Source organism: Candidatus Tisiphia endosymbiont of Hybos culiciformis, assembly GCF_964030975.1.
Classification (GTDB): domain Bacteria; phylum Pseudomonadota; class Alphaproteobacteria; order Rickettsiales; family Rickettsiaceae; genus Tisiphia.
The window spans coordinates 910,529-933,298 of the sequence record NZ_CAXIQH010000001.1 but is presented as its reverse complement, the minus strand read 5'-3'; the positions used below and the strand labels follow the sequence as shown (position 1 = coordinate 933,298).

Genomic DNA, 22,770 nt, shown 5'->3' with positions numbered 1-22,770 from the left:
CGGAAAAGATGTCATTCCCGCGTAGGCGGGAATCTATGATCTCTTAGAGTTTTTTTAGATCCTTGCTTTCGCAGGGATAACAAACATTGCACCAGTTTGATATGACTAAATACTATTAGGGTGAGCTATAATTAGTATTACCTTCTTTCAAATTTAAGTTCAGATGTTTTTTTGTTCCTAAAATCAGCAATAATAGTTTCTCCACCAACTGAAGTTTGCCCTTCGGTAACACAAAGGGCAGTTTTAAGTGGCAAATAAACGTCAGCTCTACTACCAAAGCGGATAATACCATATCTATCACCAATTCTAACCTCAGTATCTTCTTCTAAGTCACATAATATCCTTCTAGCTATTAATCCTGCGATTTGCACAAAGGCAATTTTATGACCACTCTTTGTTTCCATTAGAACAGATTGACGTTCATTATAGATACTTGCTTTATCAAGGGAAGCATTGAAAAATTTTCCAGGATTGTAATGTAGAGATAAAATCTTGCCATTAGCCGGAATACGGTTTACATGAATATTAAAAATATTCAAAAAAATGCTAACTCTAATCATTTCCTGATCACCAAGACCAAGTTCTATCGGTGGAACAGCTTCTGTTATTTTTTGCACTATTCCATCTGCTGGGCTTACTACCAAATCGTCACTAATAGGAGTAAAGCGATCCGGATTTCTGAAAAAATATATGCACCAAACTGTCATAACCAATCCTATATACCCAGGGGTATTATGGACAGTAAAAAGTAAAAAAGTTACCACTGCAAAGCTTACAATAAATATATAACCTTCTCGATGAATAATCTTAGACAAATCATTATACTGCTTCATTCTCACTCTCTAATTCGTATTAATTTTAGTATACATTAATTATTAATAGCACTAATAGGTAATTGCATTTAAATTTTATTTTTTAATTAGTATAGCTAACCCATTAATGTTGGGATAAGTTGATGCATTAAACAACGTCATTGCGAGGAAACCATGAGGTCGACGAAGCAATCCATCTAGTGAATGCGGATTGCCACAATCACTACGATATCTCGCAATGACATCATTTTGCTGTTACTTTATATCATATCCCATCGTTAACATCATTATTACTATCATGCTCATCATTGTTACTTTCTGATCCTTCATTTTTTTCAGTTCTATCATCCTCTTCTTGTGCTGAGCCAAGAGCATACACACATAATTCTTCAAGTAATACATTATTCTTATTAGCCAGTTCTTGTAGCTTAGTGATTGCATCCATGACCTCTGGTGGTATTTTTCCACCACGTTGCTTTGATAACCAGTCATCCTGAAAATGCAAAGGATGATGTCCTGGCTCAGGTTGCCCTACATATATGGTAAACGGTGCCATTTGCCCGCCAAAATCACAATTAACAGTAAATTTTTTCATAACATAATATCGTGTTGAATTATTAGAATATTATCGTCTATTACCACAAACCTGTTATGGCAATTTTAATTTTTCTATTTGTTCCTTGCTGAGCTCAGTAAGTTCTATTATTTCCTTAACTGATTTGCCTTTAGCTATCATTTTTTTTGCTATTTCTATTCTTCCTCTAGCTTCTCCTATAGCTTCACCTCTAGCTTCCCCTATAACTTCACCGCTAGCTTTACCTATAGCTTCAGCAGTTCTTAGTTCATCTCTATCAGTATAAATCTGTTTCTGATAATAGAAATAGCTTGCCCTTTCCTCAGAAGTCATTCTTAGGATATTAAGCTTTTCTGCTACTTGACTCATATAAGGCGAATGATAATTTTTTGGTACTTCATCATATTTCATGACATGCAGCCAATCATCGATCTCTTTTTCTAGACGATCATTAAACAGTGGTACTGATATATAGAAATATTCTGGTAAAATATTGGTAGCATCAAAAATTTCATCAGTTTCTTTATTCTTAATATGAACAGTTAAACGTTCATTAGTCTCTATTTCATGAATGATAGTTTTACCATGGTAAATAGTACCATTGCCATTACCTATAGGAAAATAAAGTAGAGAGATATGAAATATTTTGATAATTTGTGTATAATCCGCTCCTTGTGCAAGATTATCCACGATAAGTCTTGAAGTATTAAAACAAGCCTTATGGATGAAGGATTCCTGAACATTACGTTCGATTTCAATAATATATTTATGGTGTTCTTCATCTTCAACAATTAAATCAGCTAGGCTTCTTTTGCTTTTACTATCTTCTTTGTTACTTTCACTTTCAAGAAGAGATATTATCTTAACATCTTTATAGCCCTTAGTTTTAAGAAGAGCAGAGATAAAACCTTCTACTATACTATAATCCCCTTTATCTTTTAGAAGATATTTGATAGCATAGTCAAAACTAACTAACGGCTTATCATTATTCATACTAATTATACTGTTCTTTATTGTTCATATAACGAGCTTATTATAGTCCAAAACACAGAAAAAAACTACCTTATATATAAAAATTCAACTACAACAGTAACAAAAATAAAATGTTTTTCAAAAATTTAATTACTCAAGTAGATGTTTTTTCTGTTAATAAATGTTCAAATTTCTTAGAAAGTTCATAATTAGTAGCAACAAACAGTTTATCATTATTTATTATCGCTCCACCTGATTCTTGAACTATTAAATCAAAACCAGTTTTTAAAGTATAATTTACTGATGAAAAATAAACAGCATCAATCTTACCAGCTGCCAGTAGTAGCATTCCATAACAATGACAACCAAAAACCCTAGCATTTTTTAAGAAAACTGGGTTGATATTAAAGTCATCGGTAGCAATTAGAAAATTATCAACACTAGCACAACCAGAAACCCTCAATCTACTACCATTATTAGTAGTATTATTTTCTGACCACACCCCTCTTCCTTTTTCAGTATAATAAATCTCATCAAGAGCTGGAAAATTTATCACCGTACATATCGTAGTTAAAATTTTATTAATCTTCTTTAAACATGTTATAGATACAGCGAAAAATGGTAGGCTCTTTTCTAAATTATTCAAACCATCCAGCGGGTTTATTAATAAAACCATCTCATCAGCCTTATCCGGTTCAAACTTATCCTCTGGAAAGAATAACGCACTTGTATATTTTTGCAACTCGTTACGTAATAAATCTTGTGCTTTAACATATGCTTTATTGCAAAAATCGTAATTTCCCTTACTAGATCTCTGAAGCATTTCTAGCTCCAAAAAATCTCTATGCAAAAATTTAACAGCTTTACGTGACGCAGTAATAAGTAAGCTAGTTATTGGTTGTTGCATACACTATTACTTGGCTCTCTCAACAAAGCTGATATCTTCAATTTTTACCACTATTTTTTCACCTACCACTAAATAAGGTGGTACCATTACCTTTACTCCATTAGTTAAGATCGCTGGTTTATAAGAAGATGTTACCATAGAGCCTTTAATTACAGGATCAGTTTCCATAATTTCAGCAATAACGGTTTGCGGTAATTCAGCACTCAAAGCTTTTTCCTCATAAAACTGTACCTTTAGCACCATATTATCCTCAAGAAATGGCAAACTTTCGCCAAGAATTGACTTATTGATTAAAATTTGCTCAAATGTCTCATTATCCATTAAAACTAGATTATCGTCCTCAAAATATAGGAATTGTAAATCCTTATTATCAAGCTGTGCTTTTTCAACATAATCGGATGAATTAAACCGCTCATTAAGTTTTGTACCAGTTTTAAAATTTTTCATCTCTACTTGTACATAAGCTCCACCTTTACCAGGTTTAGTATGTTCAGGCGTTTTATGCACAACCCATAACTCATTATTATACACTATAATGTTACCAGCCCTAATAGCATTTGCTGAAATTTTCATATTATTATCACTTATTTAAAATATAATTATTCTTAGCCAATCCTAAATTTACTGAACTATGATGACATGAATTTATTAGGAAGAATATACAATAACTGTTATAAACACAAGTATATTTAAGTAATAATAATTTAGTAAAATTACTTAGTGCTGTAAAAATTTATGATACAATAAGAAAATTATTAAGAAACATAAAGCTAACCCGATCAGGTTCTTGATATTAGTTGTAAGTTCATAAATGTCATTGCGAGGAGGTCATAAGACCGACGAAGCAATCCATGAAAACGATTAAATTTGGATTGCTTCGTCGTGCTTACGCACTCCTCGCAATGACGCCAGGGTTCTCAAGAACTTATTCGGGTTAGCTATATTAAGGAACATACAAACGAATATATTTATTTTATGACTGCCAATGTACTAGTAGTTGATGATATAGAATCAAATGTTAAATTACTGGAAGCTAAACTTTTAGGAGAATATTACACCGTCTTTACTGCCGATAATGGTAAAGATGCTCTGAACGTTCTTACCATTAATAGGATTGATATTGTATTGCTTGATGCCATGATGCCTGATATGGATGGATTTGAAACCTGTAGAAAAATTAAGTCTAATATTTCTACCATGCATATACCAGTTATTATGGTTACAGCCCTTTCTGATACTGAAGATCGCATAAGAGGGCTTGAAGCTGGAGCTGATGAATTCTTAACAAAACCTATCGTTGATACTGCTCTTTTTGCCAGGGTACGATCTCTTGCTAGAATGAAGGCGGTTATTGATGAACTGAAACTGAGAAATACTACTAATGCTGAATTAGGTGGTTCTGTCATAGAAATACAGGATAATTTCTCAGATAATAAAATATTGTTAATTAACGATGATATAGTGCAGGCAAGAAATATACATAAAATGCTTCTAACTCTTACCCCAAACATCAAAATAATATCTGATATTAATGAATTGGAGGAAGATACCGAATATATCCCGGATTTAGTAATTATTAGCTGCCAATTAGAGCAAGGAGATCCTTTGCGAATAGGCATGATGTTACGTTCTAATGCTAAGTTTCATGACATAGTACTCATATTACAAGCCGAAGAAGAAAATAGAGCAATAGTTATCAAGGGTTTGGAACTGGGTATTAATGATTATTTTATATACCCAATAGATAAAAATGAGCTATTAGCTAGAATCAAAACTCAATTGAGAAGAAAACATTATCAAGATAAATTACGCAATGATTTAGAGTTAAGTGTAAATTTATCGATTAAAGATGGTTTGACTGGTATATTTAACCGCCATTATTTTGATACGCACATAAAACAAATGGTGAAGAAAGCTGCCGATAGCAAAAGACCCTTATGCTTACTTATGTGTGATATTGATCATTTTAAACAAGTTAATGATACTTATGGTCATCAAGCAGGAGATATAGTGCTAAAAACCATTACTAATGTTATGAAAAACATTTTTAGGGTTACAGACTTAATTGCTAGGTATGGTGGCGAGGAATTTGCTATCCTGTTAAATGATATAACGATTGACGAGGCTATGTATGTAGCGGAGCGGCTAAGAACAACAGTGGAATCTATCGATTTTAAAGTTAAAACTCAAGAGAACCCTATTAAGAAAACTATTTCAATAGGAGTAACTGAATACAAAATAGGAGAAACTATTAGTGATTTTATAGGACGTGCCGACCAAGCTCTGTATCAAGGAAAGGAACAAGGAAGAAATAGAGTAATTAAAATAACTTAAGGATTAATAATTTAGGTACACAAATAAAGAGTAATCAATTATACTAGGTTGTGAGGTGGGCATTTTGCTAATCTGCCGTCCATACAAAACTAAGATCATGAAAAATAAAACTCTTCGTAAATGTTACCATGAATTACCATATAGACCAAGTGTAGGTATGATGATAATTGATGGTACTAATAGAGTATTTGTTGGCAAAAGAATCGATAGTAAAATACCAGCTTGGCAAATGCCTCAAGGTGGTATAGATTTGGGAGAAACACCCAGTGTTGCCGCTCTTAGAGAAATGTCAGAAGAGATAGGTTCCAACAAAGGGTATATTCTTGCAGAAAGCAGATGTTGGTATAGTTATGACGTGCCTAAAGTTTTAATACCTAAATTATGGGATGGTAATTTCCGGGGTCAAAAACAAAAATGGTTTTTAATTAGGTTCACAGGTACTAATGAAGATATTAATATTAACACTAGTAACCCAGAATTTGAGGAATGGCGTTGGGTTAAATTTGATGAATTATTGTCAATTATAATTCCCTTTAAACGAAAACTTTATAAGGCTGTAGTTAAAGAATTTTCTCCTATCATTAATGATAAGAAATCTTAGATAAGTTATATGATTCATAGAGATTGTTCCAATTTTGAGATGTACTAAAATAGCTATAGTTATGCTCATAGGATTATGTTCTTTATCACCTAATCCTATGAGCATAACTATATAATATCTCAGGGCTTTTTGTCCACTATTTTAGATACCTGCTTTCGCAGGGATGACAAGCTTGGTACTGTGATTAGGTTATAAAAACTTTGTAAATCCATAAGGTTTTTGACAAAATAGGGTGAAAATCTTATGGATTTTGATGTGATTTTTAACCGCAAACATGTATTACCTCTCATACCTACAGCCTTTTTGACGGAGCGACTATTAAAAGTCATAGGAAAAACAGCCAGGCGTCATTGCGATGAGCCACTTTAGGCGACGAAGCAATCCAAAAGACCAGAAGTGGATTGCTTCGTCGTGCTTACACACTCCTCGCAATGACGCTTGTGTAGCATAATATCCTTATAATTTTTTGCTATTTTTACGATAGAATAAAAAATGTAGGGTACTATGGTTAACAATACTCAAAATATAGACAATTAAAATTTTGTTCACAGCAACCTATTTTCCTTTTGCCCATAAATCCATATTATATTGTTTACAATACTCAAACATAGATACAGTATTAGGGTGATTTATCCCAAACTCCTTGACTTGCGGTTTACCAAAAAATTTATAACTAAATAAGTTTTGTGCTTTACACGCAGCTTTAGCTCCTTGACTATATAAGTAACTAACTTGAGCCACATTTTTACGATTATCTCTATATAAATAATAATATATGTTATAAGCTTTATTATAGGAGTCTATTGCTTCTTTTATATTATCTTGGGCGAACAGAATATCACCTTGCACTACATAGCTCGCTGCTAGGTCTGTATCTTCTGAATAATCTGCATTTCTAGGGTTTCTAAGTTCGTTGGTTAAGAATATGGAAATAGCATTATTAATATGCTCTGAGGCTTGGTCTAGCTTACCCAGTCCTAATTCACTTCTTGCCATTTCAACAAAAGTGCAACCAAATACTTCATCATCTTCTTTTTTAAAGGATTTACACATGTCATATACTTGCTTGGCTATGGCATACGCTTCTTGGTGCTTTTTAAGGTAATTTAATACTTCTACTTTAATATTATAAGAATTTATAAGCCATGGGTCATCAGGGCTTGTTCCGTTTTTAATGGCTATTTCTATGCTTTTATTAACTTGTTCTAATGATTCAGTATATTTCCCTTGCATGAGGAATAGAAGCGCTTTAGCATCATGTATATAAAATATGTCACTTTCATCCATTAAACCTTTATTAACAATTTGTTCTATAATCTCAATGTTTTTTTCTGCTTCTTGAACTTGACCTAATGCAATATTCGATGTTGCTAAGGTAAACAGTACAGCCCATTTAAAAGATTCATAACCTTGTACATTATCTAATATTTTTTTCGTTCTTGTACAATAATTTATTGCTGCTTTATGATTAGAGGAAATTCTATAATACACGCCTATTGCTCGTAGGTAACTTGCATATGTGTATTTCTCGTCATTATTCATTAACCATAATTTAAACTTACCAGCTCCCTGTTGATCATTTTTATTAAACCAATTAATGAGTCTTTCTGTATTATGGTAATCGTAAGAGATAAGATATGCTGCTATTAGTTGTCTATTCAGTTGCATAATTTTATATATATTAGCGTTATATTTTTCAGCATTTCTAGAAAGTATTTCAAAATTTTCCCTCATAGTTTTCGTTTTTCTAAAAAGTTGGGCTTTTATCAAACTATTTGGCACGCATCCGACTAATTTAGTAATAATATCCTCTAAATAAGCTTTATTATTCTCAGCACAATTAATCTTAGCTATTTTCTGAGCAATAACATCGTGCATTTCAAAGATAGGATTAGCGTCATTATGGTCAATGTTAGATATTAAGGAAAATTTAGATAATTGATAAAGATCGTCACTCAGAGTACTTTTATCGTCAGTAATAAAACTTAGTAATTCTTTTGAGAAGCCTTGATTATTTATTAAAGCTATTTTATTTAGTAAATTTTTGGCGCTTGGCTTTAATTCATTGATAGCTAATATAATGTTCAATTTAATTTTATCTGATGATTGGTGGATTTTGTTCTTATATTCGGCTCTATCTAAACCTTGTACATTATTTAATAATTGTGCCCCTTGTACTATCAGGATAGGATAACCAGCAAATTCTTCACTCAAGAATTCTGCTGATTTTAGATCGTTATGTTCTAAAATATTGTTAGCAAGAGTAATGACATCATTTTTTTCAAATGTAGTCATTTTAATTGCGTTCGGTAATATTTCACTATCTTGGGAGCAAAATATAACGTGTCCGTTATGTTTCCAATCAACAAACTCCTGAACTTTTTTATTTTCACTTACCTTTAGATTATCGAATACCAGCAACCATTTATCTTGACTAGATAAATAGCTCATTATTTCTTTTCGTACTAACATTATATCTTCTGATATTAAATTAGATTTAGAAGTAGCATTAATAGCCTTTGCTAGTTTTAACAACTCTGCATTAATATCTAAATTACAATCAATAAACCAAATAAGTTTATAATTATTTTGATTCTCATAAGAATACATCCTAGCAAGCTGGGTTTTTCCCATACCACTGGTGCCTACTATGCTTGTTCGTCTGTATTTAGTTAAATCATTATCGAGTAGATTTAATTGTTGGACGTGATTAACAAAATAAGTAACTGGTGTAACAAAATTAGATATTCGCTCTTGGGCGAATGAATTAAGAGGCATTATTAATATTAATAATATAAAATATTTATTCATTTTTTACTCCTAGTGAACGTTTTAAGGAAAATTATGGTTTAAATAAATTGCCGATACTGCTACGCATTAGGCTTTTGGGATTCATATTGCTTACCTTTTTCATAAGATCACTTATTTGTTTAAATTGTTTCAATAGATTATTGACTTTTTGGACTGATGTTCCAGAACCTTCAGCGATACGTTTCCGACGTGAGGCATTTAGTAAATCTGGTTTTCTTCGTTCTTTTTTAGTCATCGATAAAATTATTGCTTCTTGCTGTTCTATTAATTTGCCACTTAATTTCGATTGATCAACCTTATCGATAATTTTATTCATGCCAGGTAACATACTCATCATACTACCAAATCCACCTAGTTTTTTTATACTCCTCATTTGCATTAGGTAATCTTCCAAATCAAATTTACCTTTTTTTAGTCTGGCAGCTGCTTTTTCTGCCTCTTGCTGATCTATTAGGCTGCTCGCTTTTTCAACAAAGGAGACGATATCTCCCATATCTAATATTCTCGAGGCGATGCGTTCTGGATCAAATAGCTCTAAATCTGTCAATTTCTCGCCAGTACTTAGAAACTTAATGGGCTTGTTGGTAACATGCTTAATACTCAAAGCTGCTCCACCTTTGGCATCTCCATCAATACGGGATAAAATTACACCAGTAATGGATAATTGCTGATCAAAATTGCTAGCTATAAGTACTGAATCTTGCCCAGTCATTGCATCAACTACCAAAATTATTTCTTTTGGTTCTACTAAATTTTTTATATTTACTGCTTCTTGCATCATTTGATCATCGATTTGTAACCTACCTGCCGTATCATAAATAACGACATCATAGGCAGCTAATTTTGATTCGTGCAAAGCTCTTTTAGTAATATCGATAGGAGTATGCTCTGGGATAATAGTTAAACTATCTACCTCTATCGATTTACCAAGGATAGTTAACTGTTCCTGAGCAGCAGGACGGTAAGTATCAAGAGAGACTAAAAGTACCTTTTTATTCTGATTTTTTAGTCTAAGGGCTAATTTGGCACTGGCAGTAGTCTTACCACTACCTTGCAGCCCAACCATTAAAATATTTACCGGTGGTGCAGATTTAAGTTGTAAGATACTTTCATCTGGAGAAGAGGATAATATATTAATTAACTCATTATGGATAATTTTTACTATCATCTGCCCAGGAGATACGGATTTTATGACTTCTTGCCCCATAGCTTTTAATTTTACTTCAGCAATAAAGTCCTTAACTACCGACAATGCCACATCTGCCTCAAGAAGAGCAATCCTAATATCACGCATAGTATCATTTATTTGGGCTTCCGATAAAGTGCCACTTCTTTTGATACGATCAAAGATTTTCGTCAGATTTTGAGTTAATGTTTGGAACATAAAAATGAAAATTTAATAAGTTAATTTTATTATTCTAACATACTTGCTAAGAAGCACTAAGCATATTAGTAAAAAAAATAGCAATTAACGAAATATTATCTCAAATAAAAAATAACCACTTAATATCATTACTCATTTTTACAAAAATACTTTACATGCAAGATATTTTGTTGCTTTATATAAAGTATCTGGTTTGAATATATTTAGTTCAATCCTACATTTGTTAAATTTTTATAAGGTAAATTTTATGGGTAAAGCTACCACAAAACTCAATACAATTATCAAAGCTCTGCAAGCAGGAGAAAATATTGAAAGCATAGATTTGTACAATAACAAGATAGGCAATAAGGGCGTTGAGTTACTAGTACAAGCCTTATTACAAAACCATACTGTAAAACGTATAAATTTGGATGGCAACCAGGTAGGTAATAAAGGGGCTATGTCAATAGCAAAACTCTTAGAGGGCAATGATTCTATAACGAGAATAGATTTGCACAATAACAAGATAAGCGATAAGGGTACAAAATATCTAGTACAAGCATTAGAAAAGAATAACCATATATTGATACTTGAGTTGTCTGGAAACAATAAGATAGAGCCTAACTTACAAAAAAATGTAACTGCACTATTACAGAGAAATATATTAAAAGCTGTAGAAACATTACCCAATGAGAATGACCAAGGAGATCAGGCACAAGAAAATAGTATATGTCAATGGATAGAAAAGAAAAGCCCCTTCCCCATTTCCTCCAAAATACAAACACAGTCGCAAAACAAATGCACACTAGACAAAAAACTACAGTCTATTGTACAAAAATTAAAAGAAATGCAGCAACAATTAGGCGTGATTATAGAAATGCAGCAGCAATTAGGTGGGATTATAGAAGAAATAGCATCACAACAACCCTTCTTACAAGAACATTCGCCTCAAAGTTCATCGTTATTAGGTAATATGAGTCTAATGGATATTTCTGAATTAACAGATTTTGTTTGCCTGGCTTGAATAAGCTCTTGTATACTCAAATGATTTGGAGAATTTGATTTGAAAATGGGGGGCGAGTACACGCAGCGTACATAAGATATATGAGTATGCGAGTCCCTGATATTTTCAAAAAACAATTCTTCAAAGTAGAAGAGTATACTGGTATTGCTAACTTGTTAAGAGCTATAGACATACGGTATTGCGAGTAGGCGTATGCCCCCCACAACTGTCGAAAGTTAGAAGAGAAAGCAGTTTTAGAGGTTATCATGGTAGTTTAACAGTTGTAGAAAAATAACCGATGTCATTGCGAGGAGACATGAGTCGACGAAGCATTTTTGTGTCATCCCTGCTTAAATTTAATGTCATACCTGCGAAAGCAGGTATCTTAGATTCCTACCTACGCGGGAATGACAGCTTACAATTGCTTCGTTCTGACTCATGCATCCTAGCTAATAAACGGCAAGCTGTTCCCTCTATGACTTTTAAATGCCATGCGTAAGGTGAATAATTAATTACAGCATATTTAATAGTTTTTCAGTTTTTGATAACCATTTATTATGCTACTTTCTTTTTTTATACCAGTATGCTCGAGAACAATATAATAATTGCTAACTTTAGAAATTCTTATGCATTCATCTATATCATAGATATTATCACTATGCTGCATCTCTTCATTTTTCGGTGCCTTTTCTCTTGCCTTTTCAATTGCTTTACTTCTTGATTGAGCAACTACCAAAGTCATAAAATGGCACTCTCCAAAGGAATTATTTTTATATGAACCAAGATTCACAAAAAACAGATGATTCTCGCTAACCGTAGGTTTTGTTTCATGAATGTGAATATTAAAACCATCAATAGTATCAGCTATAAACCAAGAATCAATATGTAAGGATTCAGGTATGCCTACCCATTTGCTTTTAATCTGTTGAGACATGTCTATATTTGATTTCCCAATTACAAACACCACATCATGTATTTCTATATTGCATCCTTCAATCTTACCACCAAGGTAAAAAATACCTAATTTAGGAGAGTTAAATATAAAATCATGAAATTGTTGCATATAAAAAGTTTTCAACAGACAAATTAAGATTATTTATAACACAAAAAAATGGTTCCATACAAGAGTTGCTGTCGCTTTTTAGTATAGACTTTGTTATAGCACAGGTACTGTTTTAGTTACCTCATCATATTTCTTTAACCTAGATAAGATAGGTTCTAAATCAGACAGCTTGATCATACAAGAGCCGTCACTTGGTGCATTATCTGGATCTTGATGAACTTCCATAAAAATACCAGCTACTCCAACACTAACAGCTGCCCTTGCCAGTATTTCAACATATTTTCTCTCACCACCACTACTATTGCCTATACCACCTGGCTGCTGAACCGAATGGGTTGCATCAAAAATTACTGGAGTACCGGTTTCTGCCATGATTGGTAAACTACGCATATCTGATACTAATGTGTTGTAACCAAAACACGCCCCCCGCTCGGTAAACATGATACTTTTAGCACCAAAATTTTCCAGCTTAGCATGAACATTCTTCATATCCCAAGGAGCAAGAAATTGTCCTTTTTTCACATTAACAACCTTATTGGTCATCGCTGCAGCACGCAGTAAATCTGTTTGTCTACATAAAAAAGCAGGGATTTGTAGTATATCGACAACTTCAGCAACTATAGCACATTGAGCCTCTGTGTGTACATCCGTAAGAATATGACAATTAAAGGCTGATTTTACCTTATACAAAATTTCTAACCCTTTGTCAAGCCCCCTACCACGGATGCCATTGATTGAAGTTCTATTTGCTTTATCAAATGATGATTTATAAACAAATGGTATGTTAAGTTTAGCAGTAATAGTAACAAGCTTGTCTGCCATAAATAGTGCGTGATCTAGAGTTTCTATTTGGCAAGGTCCAGCAATCAAAATAAATGGCAGAGCATTACCAATTTTGATGTTATGTAAGTCAATTATTTTTTGCATAGGTAACAGTATATCCTTCCTAAATTCTATTTAGCAATTGGCAAGCTAGATTCTTGTTGCTTATCATCAACTTGCTCAATTTTCTTAATTATCCCAGGATTTTTCTTAGAAGACAAATTAGCAAGAATAATAGCATTGATTATAAACAATGTGGCAAGCACTACTGTAGTTTTAGTCAAGAAATTAACCACTGTCCGACCTGCTACAACACCCATAGTCCCATTACCACCACCAACGCCACTCAATCCATCACTACCAGTCTTTTGCATCAAAATTACGATGATTAGCAATATTGCTATCACAATATGAACAAAAAGTAATATATTCATCATTTTCTAAAAACCCTAAAATTTAACATTTGAACTAACATTTGATAATCAAGTGAAGATTTGCCAACCATAACCCCATCAATATTCTGTAGATTCAATATTTTTTCTATATTATCTAAATTTACAGACCCACCATACACCAAGCTGATATTATTTGCAACTTGGCTTTGCTTGAGATAATAATTAAGAACTTCAAATATCTCTATTAATTCTTCTTTCCTAGGAATAATCCCTGTTCCTATAGACCAAATTGGTTCATAGGCTACTATTAGATGTTGTTCACCTATTATATCATAATTTGGCAAAGATTCCTCTAATTGCTTTAATAAGAAATTTTTATAATTATTATTTTTTCGTATAGCTAGATCCTCTCCAATACAAATAATAGGGGTAACCTGAGATTTTAAACAATTTTCTACTTTTTGTCTTATTAATTCATTAGATTCTTGCAAGAAATTTCTGCGTTCACTATGACCGATAATAGAGTAATTAATTCTACTCTGTTTTAGTAATAAGCTTGAATATTCTCCAGTATAACTCCCCTGCCCTGCAAATTGGCTGACATTCTGTCCACAAAACTCTAAAGATTTGAATTTATCAGATAAATAAGCAAGGTAAGGGACAGGAGGAGCTATAATAAGTTGATTATTATATTGTTGTTCTGTAAGCTTAGTGCAAAATTTAAATGCATCATCTAAACTCATATGCATTTTCCAATTAACAATAATAAGTTTTTTCATAAAAAATCACTTGCAGATATTAGTGGACGAACTATTTTAGTGTATTGTAAAAACTTAAAGAAGAAAAATTTTATATTTTATGTTAAATAATATTAGAAACGCTGCTGATGGTTTTGTAATGCGTGTTCTACTTGGCATGATTGCCTGCGCCTTTGTCGGATGGGGAATTAAAGATGTATTACAGACTAACAATAATTTTGATTTGATTACATTTTCTGATGCAAAGAATATTAGCCAAGAAGATTTCCTAAAAGAAAAAGCCGAACAAATTCGTATTATTCAAAGACAAAGTGGCACAAATCTTAGTGAAGAAGATATAAAGCAGTTAAATATTGATAATTTTATTATTAGAAAACTTATCAATAACCGTATTATCAACTATTTAATTCGCTATTATAATTTAGATATAACTGATGATACTGTAATTCAGTTGATTAAAGAAAATCCTAATTTTAAAAATGAACAAGGTCTATTTGATATAGAGCGATTTAAAGGTTTTTTAAAAAATTCCTACATTAATGAAGAAGACTATTTATCCGACATTAAAGAGCATACATTAAAAAATCTTCTAATTAGTATTTTTATAGAATCATTCCACACGCCAAAAATAATGGTTAGAAATATTGTAGATTATATGGCAGAAACAAGAGATGTAGATATTGTACAAATTGATCTAAAAAGTCAATCTAAAGACTTATCAATACCCTCTCCAACCACAGCCCAGTTAGAAGAACTGTACAAAAATAACCTAGCATTATTTGAAGTGCCGGAAAAACGTAGCTTGTCTTATGTAAAAATATCAACTGAAATATTATGCCAGAAAGTTCACAATAATGATGAGGAGTTATTAAATTTTTATCATGACAATAAAGAAGAATTTGCTAATAAAAAGTTTAGTGAGGTCAAAAAACAAGTTAATGAATTATTGCAACAACAAAAAACAGAAGAGTTGAAGCTATTAATGATCAAAAATTTAGAAGATGATGTTGCTGCTGGTTCAAGTTTAATAGAAATTGCCGGAAAATATGAACTACCCATACAAAATTTAGAATCTATAAGTTATCAGGATTTAGCGATTAATAAAATTGATATTGTCCAAAATGCTGACAGTATTTTTGATCTTGCAGAAGGAGAATTATCATACCCCATAGAATTAACTGATAAAGGATCCTTTATATTGGTTGAGATTAAATCTATTCAACCAAGCAAAGTACAAGAATTCTCAGTAATCAAGGAGCAAGTACAAACACTATGGAATGAACAATATTTGATAGGGCTAAATTTAAAAACCATAGAGACTATTGCTAAAGAATACACCCCAGCTAATAGTAAAGAATTTCTGAAAGTTATTACCAGCCAATCTACAGCTTTTTCTAGATCTGAGATTCATAATAATCAGTCCAGTCATCATCAACTACCAACAGAATTACTATCAGCAATCTTTCAGGCTAATATTGGCTCCAACACCCCAGTTTTTCAGTCGAAAGATAAGGCGTATTTTGCTTATGTAAAATCAAAAAAAATTGATAAGAAAAAAAGACAGGAAATACAGAAGAAAAATGAGAAAGATATTGCAAGTGCCATACAAAACAATGTTATTGATGAGCTGATTAGCTATGCTATCAAGAAAAACAAAATGAAACAAGTAGGGTCATGAACATTTTTAATTAATTTTCCGCCTGAAGAAATTTGCACTATTTAGCCTCTCCGTCAAAAGGGCTGTAAGTATTAGAGGTATAGTGAAACCTATTGAATTAGGTGATACAAACTTTGTGTCATACCTGCGAAAGCAGGTATCTAGATTCCCGCCTACGCGGGAATGACAACTTACAATAGTTATGTTCTTTATCACCTAATCCTATAGGCATAACTATAATACATGTTTGCGGTTAAAAATCACATCAAAATCCATAAGATTTTTACCTTATTTTGTCAAAAACCTTATGGATTTACAAAGTTTTTATAACCTAATCACAGTACCAAGCTTGTCATCCCTGCGAAAGCAGGGATCTAAAATAGTGGACAAAAAGCCCTGAGATATTATAGATTCCTGCCTACGCAGGAATGACATCCTTTTTGTTTAAACATAGCAGATGTTGTATCTTTAGACTTTTGACGGGGGAGCTATTTAAGCATTCCTTTTGTCGAACAATTACGTCTCTTCACTAAATCTTTTGATAGTTTCTCAACCATATCACTGGTAGTTGTAACAAATAAAAAAGGGAAGAAACCGTGAACAAAGGAAATAGCACTAATTTTTATCAAGGTATAACTAAGATAAAAAGAGTGTTTAAGATGCCCGAAGTAAGTTTCTTTTAACGATTTAGGGTGTTCTAAAAATAAATTTCTCATGTGACATCCTTGGTGGTAATAGTAAATAATTAAAATTTTGTCAACAGAGCCTAATTTGCTGTTGCCTTCCTTATCAGGCAACTAACATTATCGTTTTGCTCATCAGAGATTTCCAATGCTGTTCTATAATGATAATCAGTAGCCTTAATGCTTATCCCTCGCATAATCAAAAATTTTGCCATATAATAATTACCAGTTTCTGCAGCTTCGTGTAAAAGAGTATAATTATCATCCCCCCTTTTTTGAATTATTAAATAATTATCCAAAAGAGTCCTAAGAACAAATAAATTATTCTTTCTAACCGCCTCAAACGTTTTATCTGATGCCTCATTTACTATACTATTAGCAATACGTACATCACTATTATAATTATCAATAAACCTATCTATTATCTTTCTTTGATTTTCTCTATACCCACTATCATAAATTCTCTTAGACATTTGAATAAATTCATACATCGCCATTTGATCTAATCTTGCCTCTTCTGTAATCTTTCCCAATACTATATCATCATCTGGCAAGAATAACATTTGCTTTTCATCTTCTATGAATAAGGTTATTTCCGGTGATATTTCTTTAATGGTACTAACTGCACTTTGAGTAATTGGAGTAACTTTATTCGACTGCTTCTCATTTACTTTTCTCTCTTCCTTAACTACATTATTATCTTTCTCTTCAACAACTTTGCTAGACTGTTCCGGTTGCTTATCATCTTTTACGAATACTGGTACAGGGGTTTGAGTTTGCGAAGTCGCAGAAACTGGGGAATTCTTAGGAATGATCGGTATAATATCAGGTTTAGTAGCTTTAGATTCAGTATTTTCCTTAGGTAATACCGCTGGTATGATAGGGGGAGTTTCTTGAGACTCAGTAGGCTTTTTTTCTTGTAAAGAAGGTACTATATCTAAATTGGGCGTAACCTCTCCTTTCTTATCTTCACTATCTGCTTGCCGTGAATCTACTGGATTCTTTTCCTTATCTGGTATAGTTATAGGAGATACATTAGGCTCAGTTACTTCGGGATTAGCCTTGTTATCTATCTGCTCTCCAGCTATCTGAGGTTTAGGTAAAATAGGTACGTCAATAGGAGTATCCTGACTCTCTGTATTTTGCTTTTCAGTTGGTGGCAAGGTAGAAGAATTATTATCAATACTATTATTGTTTTTTCTGGACTCTTCTGGTTCAATTTTCCGAGACGGGATTTTATCTAATTGCTTCAATTCTTCTGAGTTATTTATTTTTTTATCATCTAGAGTATTTCCTAGAGATGGTAATTTATTATTTCCTAAATCAATGAAAGAATCTGTCTCCCCCTCTTCCTTACTGGCATCTTGAGGGGTGGATACTGGTTCTATTACTTCTGGTACTTGAGAATCAACTTTCTTAGAAGGTATAAACTGTTGTATTTCTTTCATCAAAGAATCTGTCTCTTTTGAATCTTCTTTGTGTTTATTCACTTCATCATTTTCTAATTGTGGCAATGCTGGAGGAAGAGGTGGTGGAGCAGAATAAGCCCTATCCATAAACAGAAAAATAGTTATCAGAAACATTACCAAGAATTTCTTATAACTTAATCTAGCTAATAATCTTAGAATAACAAAACTCCTACTCTCATTTCCAAGAACTCTATAACTAACCCGATTAGCATTTAGCCATAGTAAACTGACGTCATTGTGAGGAGCTACTTTGCTACGATAAAACAACTGTAAGTTGTCATTCCTGCGTAGTAAATTGTCATTCCCGCGTAGGCGGGAATCTAGATTCCTGCTTTCGCAGGAATGACATAAAACAATATTGCTTCGTTCTGGTTTCACCCCTCCTAGCAATGACAGAGTAATACTAATCTGGTTAGCTATATTAAAGTACATTAGCATTCTCACATTTTTTATATTATTAGCATAGCAAAAAAGAGGCTATAGCTAACAGGGCAGTTTAAAAGTCGCAACTAATGATATAAGAATCTGTTTTAAGAAATGCATAAACGTCATTGCGAGGAGCCGCTTCGCTACGACACGGCAATCCAAAAAATTGCAACGGCAAAAATAAAACAACAAGCTGTTTATTTGGATCGCCACGCCACTTCGTGGCTCGCGATGACGGTTATTCGTTTCTATAATCTAGTATTTTATATCATTAGTTGCGACTTTTAAATTGCCCTGATAGCTAACCCAACTAACATTACTCCGTCATTGCGAGGAGGCATAAGCCGACGAAGCAATCTAATGAATAGTGGATTGCCACGAGTACTATGTGGTCTCGCAATGACGAAAGTACTTTTACCCACCGTCATTGCGAGGAGCTACTTTAGTAGCGACGAAGCAATCCATCTTTGGTTACCTTTATGGATTGCTTCGTCGACCTTATGGCCTTCCCTCGCAATGACACCAGTTTACATGGATAAATGCCCATCTGGTTAGCTATATACTAACATAATTTACTTTCTGCACTAAGTCATTTTTGATCATTTGGTAATAACTTTTGAATCTCTTTTTCTACTAACTGCCTTACTAATAAAGGCAAGTTTTTATCTAACCATTGGCTCAATTGTGGTCGTATCATCTCAACAATTAGCTCCTCTAATGTTTTGACCTTAGAGTTTGAAGTATTTGAGTTAATCTCTCGAGCTGTTTTCGAGAAATGTTGGAAAATCTTGGTAGTTTCTGCTGCAGATTTATTGGATATCAATGATGCCTGCAATAACTCCTCTGTTAATTGACTATGCACATTATTCTCTTCTAGATTATCTCCTTCATTCCAGGCTTCCCCCTCACCTACTATGTTAGTCAACTCTAATATATCGTCATCATTAGATTGGGTACCACTACGATTATCAATCATTCCCTTAATTGATTTCAGTATCTCTTCAACTGACATATCTTGGTTTTTTTTATGATCTTTACTCATAATTAAAAACCTATAATAAGTTTCTTCTTAAGCCCCTTAAACTCACCTTCAGGAGTAAAATATTTAACTTTTAATTTCAAGCTTTTTGCCGTCAATTCCCCCAGTAAAGATTTAATTTGGTAAGCCGTTAAGATAGAGTCTTTGTATGCATCAACTTTTGATATCTTAGCATTATATAATTTTTCTTCAGCAGTAAAAACTTCTAAAATTGTCTTAGAACCAACAATTTCTTCCTGCATCGTCCCATCATAAGCTATCTGGGCAGCTTCTACTCCTTGCGATGCGGCAATAATTCTAGATTTTGCTGCTTCAAATCCTTCCCAACTGCCAATAGCACTTGCTCGTATTTGTTTTATTGTATCATCAAGTTGAATAGCTGCAGTCCTAGTAGCATTTTTAGCTCTCCTAATTTTTGAATATTCACTACCCTTAGAATAAATAGGTATACTAACTGATAAATTTGATGTAGTACTTATACTATCGGGATGATCCGGCATTTCTGGGGTATAGTAAGTTTTACCAGATTGAACTTTAAAGCTTACTCTAGGCAGAAGTTCAGCCTTTGCCGCTATTTCGGCAGCTTTATGACTTTTAACACTATGTCTTATAGCATCTATGCTAGGATGAACATTTACAGCCCTCTCTATTAAAGCCCCTAATGAATTAGGTAAGTTGCCCGGCATAGGAGGCATAGCAATATCATCTGCTTCTATACCAAACATGCGAATGAAGTCTGCTTTTATTGCTTGATACTTAGCATATAAGGCTAATCTATTAGTTTCAGATGCTGCAAGAGAGGCCTTGGCACTAGCTAAATCTATTAATGTTGCTTCACCTAATTTTAGTTTCTCTTCGATGGTTTGTAAGTTATGTTTAGTCATTTTTAGACTAATTTCAGAAATCTCATATTTTTCTTTTGTTTCATAACATTCGAGATAATTTTTTATTAAGTTTAAAATAACTTTCTGTTCTCCCTCATAATATTTAGCACGCGATGCTCTAAAAGCTGACTGGGCAGCTTTCAAATTTGCCACACTACTACCACCACTAAATATAGGCTGTTCTAATATTAAAGTTCTTTGTTGTGACTTTAATTCTTTTTTAGGATATAAAGCCTCATATCGCCCTTTCGTTTTATTACCACTAATATTAGAATCAATATTATAAGATGCACTAGGCATAAAAGCTGAGAAAGCTGCAGAAAATTGTTCAATCTCATTTAAAAAATTCTGTCTAATGGTTTGTAAGTCACCATTATTATTATACGCACTAGATAAAGCATCAGGTAAGTCGACAGCCAAAACCGAACAGTTTAACAAAATGATAATGGCAAAATGTGTAAATTTATACATAGTTGATTCTAAATATGTTTATGTTAAAAAATTTGCTAGCTTCTGCAATAAGTTAAAGGTATCATTGAGTTAAAAATTGACCTATTACATAAAGCTAATATGTAACATATCAAAAACTAATCTTGAGAGCAACATAACAGTGTTAAACTATAGTTTTTATTTGTATTATCTTTAAGTAATATTATAGATTCCCAATTCAAAAATTTTAATATAAATAATTTATTATGCCTAATATATATTCTCTCCTTTCAGACAGTGCTTTATCTAGTATCTTATCAAACCCTTCTATTACTGCTACTATAAAGCAGTTGAAATTTGATTCTACGGAAACATTCAAAATGTTTTCCAATAACTTAAAGAATATTAAAAAAAGAGCTGGCTCCATATATGACATATTTGTAGATTCAGATTCGAACGATCAACAACAAAACCGAGAAATAGCTGAAGCTTTTAAAGAAACAGTTGGTAACTCCTTAGATAAATTGGACAAATATCTTGACGAACAAGAACAAGCAAAGGAGGGTATGTTGTTTTTTGAAAGCACTTTCATTGAATACATAATAAACACTCTTGAAAGTATTTTGCAGTTTCAAAACAAATTAAATGCCTCATATCCTGGAGCGTCAGAAAAGATCATCGATTTTTGCGGAAATTTATTAATTGCTTTAATATCTATACAAATGCCGGTAGTCGGTTTAATACTCAAAGGAAGTGGCTTGTTAGATTCGGTAAAATCTTTTCTCAGTACGGAAAATCTAACAAAAACAGTAGATAATTGGAAGGCAAAACTAGCAATAGTTGAAGAGAAGATAGCTACAATAGAAAAACATCCAGACCTTAAAGAAAAATATTGTAAAGCCAAACAAATTTCTGAAATAGCAGAAACAACAGGAGCATCACCTGTAGCTGTAGCATCATTAGGGTTAGATGTTGATTCTTTGAACAAAATTAATAAATCGGTTAAACAAGATCCACAAGAGAAAGATTCTTTTAAAAAACTTATTGACTTATCTAAAGAAATGCCCTATAGTAGGAGTGGTATAATTGGGGCTGTTGGGGCCATACATGATGGTGTGAATGACATCCTTAGACATATGCCAAATAAAGAAAAAGATTTAAAAAATTTAATCGTACCGGAATTATGCGGTATAAAAGAAACCCTCCTCTCTACATTAAATCCTAATAAAAGCGTAATTGATAAATTAGACTGTTGTTATAAAGCAACAAAAAGTATATTTACTATCACTTCCCAAATACAAGAAGCAGTCAAATTAACCCCCGACAGAGAGAAAATCGTCAGAACTTTTGTAAATTTAGTTAAGGATAAAACACAAAATATTCTCCCAGCACACTTTTTACAAGATATTACATCATTAAAGACTACTTTAAAACCACTATCCGCACTAGTGCAAATTGGCAATGCTATGAAAGTAGCTCTTGGAAATAGCAGTAACAAAGCCCAAGGCACAGCACGGGAAAGGTAATAGGTCACAGCTATCAAAAGTTAGAAAGTAGAACGGGTTTTAGGTTGCTTTTTTCATTTTTTATACCAAGAATAAATTACTCTTAGAAACGAACGATTTAAAGAGATACTGAAACAACAATATCTGACACTTATAAATAATAAAGGTATACTAAACAAAGATATTATGGAAGTTATACGTACTAAATTAGGGGGTGGCACTAGAGTCATTATTTCGTCAGAACCTTCATCTAATAGCAGGAG

Annotated in this window: 21 protein-coding genes; 5 read left to right on the top strand and 16 right to left on the bottom strand. The window is 32.8% G+C overall.

Going from position 1 to position 22,770, the window contains the following annotated elements:
* Positions 1-137: 137 nt before the first annotated feature.
* From ACQH2P_RS05030 to efp, 5 genes are all read right to left on the bottom strand, one after another.
* Positions 138-833, bottom strand: a complete 696-nt coding sequence (locus tag ACQH2P_RS05030; RefSeq protein ID WP_425363276.1) for a phosphatidylserine decarboxylase — start codon at positions 831-833, stop codon at positions 138-140.
* Between the two features lie 244 nt (positions 834-1,077).
* A complete protein-coding gene (locus ACQH2P_RS05025; protein WP_425363275.1) occupies positions 1,078-1,407 on the bottom strand; it encodes a DUF2610 domain-containing protein in 330 nt (109 codons plus the stop codon).
* A gap of 54 nt (positions 1,408-1,461) precedes the next feature.
* Positions 1,462-2,379 carry an Rpn family recombination-promoting nuclease/putative transposase gene (locus ACQH2P_RS05020; RefSeq protein ID WP_425363274.1) on the bottom strand — a complete coding sequence of 306 codons (918 nt, stop codon included), beginning with the start codon at positions 2,377-2,379 and terminating at the stop codon, positions 1,462-1,464.
* Between the two features lie 133 nt (positions 2,380-2,512).
* The gene (locus ACQH2P_RS05015; RefSeq protein WP_425363273.1) at positions 2,513-3,265 is read right to left on the bottom strand and encodes an inositol monophosphatase family protein; all 753 of its coding nucleotides are present in this window, start codon (positions 3,263-3,265) and stop codon (positions 2,513-2,515) included.
* 6 nt (positions 3,266-3,271) lie between these two features.
* Positions 3,272-3,838, bottom strand: a complete 567-nt coding sequence (gene efp / locus ACQH2P_RS05010; RefSeq protein ID WP_425363272.1) for an elongation factor P — start codon at positions 3,836-3,838, stop codon at positions 3,272-3,274.
* Between the two features lie 402 nt (positions 3,839-4,240).
* Between efp and ACQH2P_RS05005 the strand changes: the two genes are divergently transcribed.
* Both ACQH2P_RS05005 and ACQH2P_RS05000 read left to right on the top strand, forming a co-directional pair.
* Positions 4,241-5,599: a PleD family two-component system response regulator gene (locus ACQH2P_RS05005; RefSeq protein ID WP_425363271.1), complete on the top strand. Its 1,359-nt coding sequence runs from the start codon at positions 4,241-4,243 to the stop codon at positions 5,597-5,599.
* A 97-nt stretch (positions 5,600-5,696) separates the two neighbouring features.
* On the top strand, positions 5,697-6,200 hold the full coding sequence (locus ACQH2P_RS05000; protein ID WP_425363270.1) for an RNA pyrophosphohydrolase: 504 nt from the start codon (positions 5,697-5,699) through the stop codon (positions 6,198-6,200).
* Between the two features lie 555 nt (positions 6,201-6,755).
* On the opposite strand, the gene ACQH2P_RS04995 is transcribed toward ACQH2P_RS05000, so the two are convergent.
* Together ACQH2P_RS04995 and ffh are read right to left on the bottom strand one after the other, a co-directional pair.
* Positions 6,756-8,978, bottom strand: coding sequence for a tetratricopeptide repeat protein (locus ACQH2P_RS04995; protein ID WP_425363269.1), 2,223 nt, complete (start codon positions 8,976-8,978; stop codon positions 6,756-6,758).
* A gap of 64 nt (positions 8,979-9,042) precedes the next feature.
* The gene (gene ffh / locus ACQH2P_RS04990) at positions 9,043-10,395 is read right to left on the bottom strand and encodes a signal recognition particle protein (RefSeq protein ID WP_425363268.1); all 1,353 of its coding nucleotides are present in this window, start codon (positions 10,393-10,395) and stop codon (positions 9,043-9,045) included.
* A gap of 247 nt (positions 10,396-10,642) precedes the next feature.
* On the opposite strand from ffh, the gene ACQH2P_RS04985 reads away from it, so the two are divergent.
* A complete protein-coding gene (locus ACQH2P_RS04985; RefSeq protein WP_425363267.1) occupies positions 10,643-11,398 on the top strand; it encodes a leucine-rich repeat domain-containing protein in 756 nt (251 codons plus the stop codon).
* A gap of 502 nt (positions 11,399-11,900) precedes the next feature.
* Here ACQH2P_RS04985 and ACQH2P_RS04980 read toward each other — a convergent pair.
* The 4 genes from ACQH2P_RS04980 to ACQH2P_RS04965 all read right to left on the bottom strand — a co-directional run bounded on the left by ACQH2P_RS04980 (position 11,901) and on the right by ACQH2P_RS04965 (position 14,436).
* The gene (locus ACQH2P_RS04980; RefSeq protein ID WP_425363266.1) at positions 11,901-12,440 is read right to left on the bottom strand and encodes a DUF1543 domain-containing protein; all 540 of its coding nucleotides are present in this window, start codon (positions 12,438-12,440) and stop codon (positions 11,901-11,903) included.
* Positions 12,441-12,533: 93 nt separating this feature from the next.
* Positions 12,534-13,367: a 3-deoxy-8-phosphooctulonate synthase gene (kdsA, locus tag ACQH2P_RS04975; RefSeq protein ID WP_425363265.1), complete on the bottom strand. Its 834-nt coding sequence runs from the start codon at positions 13,365-13,367 to the stop codon at positions 12,534-12,536.
* Between the two features lie 26 nt (positions 13,368-13,393).
* The gene (gene secG / locus ACQH2P_RS04970) at positions 13,394-13,699 is read right to left on the bottom strand and encodes a preprotein translocase subunit SecG (protein WP_425363264.1); all 306 of its coding nucleotides are present in this window, start codon (positions 13,697-13,699) and stop codon (positions 13,394-13,396) included.
* Positions 13,696-14,436 (bottom strand): triose-phosphate isomerase, encoded by a 741-nt coding sequence (locus tag ACQH2P_RS04965; protein ID WP_425363263.1) that lies wholly within the window; start codon positions 14,434-14,436, stop codon positions 13,696-13,698. The genes secG and ACQH2P_RS04965 overlap by 4 nt, the downstream gene beginning before the upstream one ends.
* Before the next feature lie 79 nt (positions 14,437-14,515).
* On the opposite strand from ACQH2P_RS04965, the gene ACQH2P_RS04960 reads away from it, so the two are divergent.
* Positions 14,516-16,093, top strand: coding sequence for a peptidylprolyl isomerase (locus ACQH2P_RS04960; RefSeq protein ID WP_425363262.1), 1,578 nt, complete (start codon positions 14,516-14,518; stop codon positions 16,091-16,093).
* A gap of 6 nt (positions 16,094-16,099) precedes the next feature.
* Here ACQH2P_RS04960 and ACQH2P_RS04955 read toward each other — a convergent pair whose 3' ends face one another.
* The 5 genes from ACQH2P_RS04955 to ACQH2P_RS04935 all read right to left on the bottom strand — a co-directional run bounded on the left by ACQH2P_RS04955 (position 16,100) and on the right by ACQH2P_RS04935 (position 21,044).
* Positions 16,100-16,288, bottom strand: a complete 189-nt coding sequence (locus ACQH2P_RS04955) for a hypothetical protein (RefSeq protein WP_425363261.1) — start codon at positions 16,286-16,288, stop codon at positions 16,100-16,102.
* A 272-nt stretch (positions 16,289-16,560) separates the two neighbouring features.
* Positions 16,561-16,869: a DUF6356 family protein gene (locus tag ACQH2P_RS04950; protein WP_425363260.1), complete on the bottom strand. Its 309-nt coding sequence runs from the start codon at positions 16,867-16,869 to the stop codon at positions 16,561-16,563.
* Positions 16,839-18,656, bottom strand: a complete 1,818-nt coding sequence (locus ACQH2P_RS04945) for a hypothetical protein (protein ID WP_425363259.1) — start codon at positions 18,654-18,656, stop codon at positions 16,839-16,841. Before ACQH2P_RS04945 ends, ACQH2P_RS04950 begins: the two co-directional genes overlap by 31 nt.
* 583 nt (positions 18,657-19,239) lie before the next feature.
* Positions 19,240-19,692 (bottom strand): DUF2497 domain-containing protein, encoded by a 453-nt coding sequence (locus ACQH2P_RS04940; RefSeq protein ID WP_425363258.1) that lies wholly within the window; start codon positions 19,690-19,692, stop codon positions 19,240-19,242.
* A 2-nt stretch (positions 19,693-19,694) separates the two neighbouring features.
* Entirely contained in the window at positions 19,695-21,044 is a 1,350-nt protein-coding gene (locus tag ACQH2P_RS04935) for a TolC family protein (RefSeq protein WP_425363257.1), read from the bottom strand.
* Positions 21,045-21,382: 338 nt separating this feature from the next.
* On the opposite strand from ACQH2P_RS04935, the gene ACQH2P_RS04930 reads away from it, so the two are divergent.
* Entirely contained in the window at positions 21,383-22,528 is a 1,146-nt protein-coding gene (locus tag ACQH2P_RS04930; protein ID WP_425363256.1) for a hypothetical protein, read from the top strand.
* Positions 22,529-22,770 lie beyond the last annotated feature (242 nt).

Bases quoted from the DNA above. Each gene is read 5' to 3' on its own strand.
- ACQH2P_RS05030 (WP_425363276.1), bottom strand. From the start codon at position 833: ATGAAGCAGTATAATGATTTGTCTAAGATTATTCATCGAGAAGGTTAT.
- ACQH2P_RS05025 (WP_425363275.1), bottom strand. From the start codon at position 1,407: ATGAAAAAATTTACTGTTAATTGTGATTTTGGCGGGCAAATGGCACCG.
- ACQH2P_RS05020 (WP_425363274.1), bottom strand. From the start codon at position 2,379: ATGAATAATGATAAGCCGTTAGTTAGTTTTGACTATGCTATCAAATAT.
- ACQH2P_RS05015 (WP_425363273.1), bottom strand. From the start codon at position 3,265: ATGCAACAACCAATAACTAGCTTACTTATTACTGCGTCACGTAAAGCT.
- efp (WP_425363272.1), bottom strand. From the start codon at position 3,838: ATGAAAATTTCAGCAAATGCTATTAGGGCTGGTAACATTATAGTGTAT.
- ACQH2P_RS05005 (WP_425363271.1), top strand. From the start codon at position 4,241: ATGACTGCCAATGTACTAGTAGTTGATGATATAGAATCAAATGTTAAA.
- ACQH2P_RS05000 (WP_425363270.1), top strand. From the start codon at position 5,697: ATGAAAAATAAAACTCTTCGTAAATGTTACCATGAATTACCATATAGA.
- ACQH2P_RS04995 (WP_425363269.1), bottom strand. From the start codon at position 8,978: ATGCCTCTTAATTCATTCGCCCAAGAGCGAATATCTAATTTTGTTACA.
- ffh (WP_425363268.1), bottom strand. From the start codon at position 10,395: ATGTTCCAAACATTAACTCAAAATCTGACGAAAATCTTTGATCGTATC.
- ACQH2P_RS04985 (WP_425363267.1), top strand. From the start codon at position 10,643: ATGGGTAAAGCTACCACAAAACTCAATACAATTATCAAAGCTCTGCAA.
- ACQH2P_RS04980 (WP_425363266.1), bottom strand. From the start codon at position 12,440: ATGCAACAATTTCATGATTTTATATTTAACTCTCCTAAATTAGGTATT.
- kdsA (WP_425363265.1), bottom strand. From the start codon at position 13,367: ATGCAAAAAATAATTGACTTACATAACATCAAAATTGGTAATGCTCTG.
- secG (WP_425363264.1), bottom strand. From the start codon at position 13,699: ATGATGAATATATTACTTTTTGTTCATATTGTGATAGCAATATTGCTA.
- ACQH2P_RS04965 (WP_425363263.1), bottom strand. From the start codon at position 14,436: ATGAAAAAACTTATTATTGTTAATTGGAAAATGCATATGAGTTTAGAT.
- ACQH2P_RS04960 (WP_425363262.1), top strand. From the start codon at position 14,516: ATGTTAAATAATATTAGAAACGCTGCTGATGGTTTTGTAATGCGTGTT.
- ACQH2P_RS04945 (WP_425363259.1), bottom strand. From the start codon at position 18,656: ATGTACTTTAATATAGCTAACCAGATTAGTATTACTCTGTCATTGCTA.
- ACQH2P_RS04940 (WP_425363258.1), bottom strand. From the start codon at position 19,692: ATGAGTAAAGATCATAAAAAAAACCAAGATATGTCAGTTGAAGAGATA.
- ACQH2P_RS04935 (WP_425363257.1), bottom strand. From the start codon at position 21,044: ATGTATAAATTTACACATTTTGCCATTATCATTTTGTTAAACTGTTCG.
- ACQH2P_RS04930 (WP_425363256.1), top strand. From the start codon at position 21,383: ATGTTTTCCAATAACTTAAAGAATATTAAAAAAAGAGCTGGCTCCATA.